Annotated in this window: 3 protein-coding genes; all 3 read left to right on the forward strand. The window is 70.0% G+C overall.

Annotation, left to right across the window (positions count from 1 at the left end; translation table 11 throughout):
• Nucleotides 1-975: efflux RND transporter permease subunit (locus AS93_RS19410; RefSeq protein WP_037009358.1), on the forward strand; the 975-nt coding region annotated here is incomplete at its 5' end.
• A 3-nt stretch (nucleotides 976-978) separates the two neighbouring features.
• Nucleotides 979-1,188 carry a DUF2892 domain-containing protein gene (locus AS93_RS0113785; RefSeq protein WP_027591157.1) on the forward strand — a complete coding sequence of 70 codons (210 nt, stop codon included), beginning with the start codon at nucleotides 979-981 and terminating at the stop codon, nucleotides 1,186-1,188.
• A gap of 29 nt (nucleotides 1,189-1,217) precedes the next feature.
• Nucleotides 1,218-2,347 (forward strand): TolC family protein (locus AS93_RS0113790; RefSeq protein ID WP_037009361.1); only part of this gene is annotated, 1,130 nt, incomplete at its 3' end.

The following is a 2,347-nucleotide window of genomic DNA, read 5'->3' on the forward strand; positions in this document are numbered from 1 at the left end:
AAGGCCGCGCTGCTCGGCGTGGCGCAGCGCGACATCGTCGCCACCCTGCGCGCCGGCCTGGCCGGCGAAGCCGCCACCTACCTGCACGACGCCAGCAAGTACCCGGTGCCGGCCGTGCTGCAGTTGCCCGCCGAGCAGCACGGTTCGCTGGACGCCCTGCTGCAGCTGACGGTGCGTGGCGCGGCTGGCCAGTTGGTGCCGATCCGCGAACTGGTGACCCTCAGCGACAGCCTGCGCGAGCAGCCGATCTACCACAAGGACCTGCTGCCGGTGCACTACGTCACCGGCGACATGGCCGGGCGCGTGGACAGCCCGCTGTACGGCATGTTCAGCATGCGCGGCGAACTCCAGGACCTGCGGCTCCCCGGCGGTGGCCCGCTGGAGGAATACTTCATTAACCAACCCTCCGACCCGTGGCGCGGCTACAGCCTGAAGTGGGACGGCGAATGGCAGATCACCTACGAGACCTTCCGTGACATGGGCGCTGCCTATGCGGTCGGCCTGATCCTCATCTACCTGCTGGTGGTGGCGCAGTTCGGTTCCTACCTGACGCCGCTGATCATCATGGCGCCGATCCCGCTGACCATCATCGGCGTGATGCCCGGCCATGCCCTGCTCGGCGCGCAGTTCACCGCCACCAGCATGATCGGCATGATCGCCCTGGCCGGCATCATCGTGCGCAACTCCATCCTGCTAGTGGACTTCATCCACCTGCAGCAGGCCGCCGGCGTGCCGCTGCCCGAGGCGGTGGTGCGCTCGGCGATCACCCGCGCCCAGCCGATCCTGCTGACCGCCCTGGCGGCCATGCTCGGCGCCTTCTTCATCCTCGACGACCCGATCTTCAATGGCCTGGCCATCGCGCTGATCTTCGGCATCCTGGTTTCCACGGTGCTCACCCTGGTGGTGATCCCGCTGCTCTACTTCGCCGCCTACCACCGTAGCGGCGAAGCCAACCAACCCGCACAAGGAGTCTGACCCATGACCTCATGGCAAATCGTTCGCATGTTCGCCGGCGTTGTAATCCTCGCCTCCCTGGCCCTGGGCGTGGCCCAGAGCCCGCTGTTCCACAGCAGCAACTGGCTGTGGCTGACCGCCTTCGTCGGCGTGAACATGCTGCAGAGCGCGTTCACCCGCTGGTGCCCGCTGGAAATCGTCCTGCGCAAGGTCGGTGTGCAGCCCGGCTGCTGAGGCCAACGAAAACGTCAAGGAACATCGCCATGCAACTGCCCCGTCTGTCCGTCCTGCTGCTGAGCTGCGCGGCGCTGGTCTCGCCAGCCGCCCAGGCCCTGGACCTGTTCGAGGTCTGGCGCGCCGCCAGCCAGCATGACCCCGAGTTCGCCGCCGCCCGCGCCGCGCATGCCGCCGGCCTGGCCAGCCAGGATCAGGCCGGCGCCCTGTGGCGCCCGAACCTGATGCTGCAGGGCGGGGTGGCGGCCGCCTCGCTGGACAACCAGACACGCGGGGCAGTCTTTTCCCAGCCCACCCTGGGCTCGTTCAACGACGCGGCCTTCGACACGCAGATCGACAGCAGCACCCGCAGCCACTACGGCGTGGTGCTGCGCCAGCCGCTGTACGACCGCGAACGCTCGGCCCAGGGCCGGCAGTTGCGCATCCAGGCCGACGCCGCCGAGCTGGCCTGGGTCGGCGCCCAGCAGCAGTTGATGCTGCGCAGCGTCGAGCACTATTTCCAGTTGGCGCTCGCCGCCCGTCGCCTCGAACTGCTGGAACGCCAGCTCGAGGCGGTGGAGCGCACCGCCCGCGAGGCCGACGAGCGCTTCAAGGTCGGCAGCCTGCCGGTCACCGACCTGCACGAGGCCCGCGCGCGGGCCGCCGGCCTGCGCGCCCAGCATCTGGCCGCGCAGACCGAGCTGGACCTGCGCCGTCAGACGCTGGCCGACCTGATCGGTCGCCAGCCCGGCGACTCGCCGCTGACCCTGCCAAGCGACACGCCGGCGCAGATCGGCGCGCTGGAGGACTGGCTGGCTCGCGCAGCGCGCCAGAACACCCAGCTGCAGCTGGCCCAGACCCGCCAGCAGGGCGCCGAGCAGGAGGTGCGCAAGACCTCGCTGCCGCTGTCGCCCACCCTGGAGCTGGTGGCCAGCCACGGCCGTGAAAAGCTTTCCGGCGATGCCGAGGTCGGCTCGGCCAGCTATAGCGCCGAACAGAGCATGGTCGGCCTGCAGGTGTCGGTTCCGCTGTATACCGGCGGCATGCGCTCGGCGCGCCAGGATGAGGCGCGTGCCCGCCTGGCCGAGGCCGAGGCCGAGCTCGACCACGGCCGCCTGCTGGTGGCCCGGCAGACCCGCGCCGCCTGGCTGGCGCTGTCGGTCGGCCGCGAACAGGCGCA

The organism is Pseudomonas sp. RL (assembly GCF_000647775.1).
Lineage (GTDB): Bacteria > Pseudomonadota > Gammaproteobacteria > Pseudomonadales > Pseudomonadaceae > Serpens > Serpens flexibilis.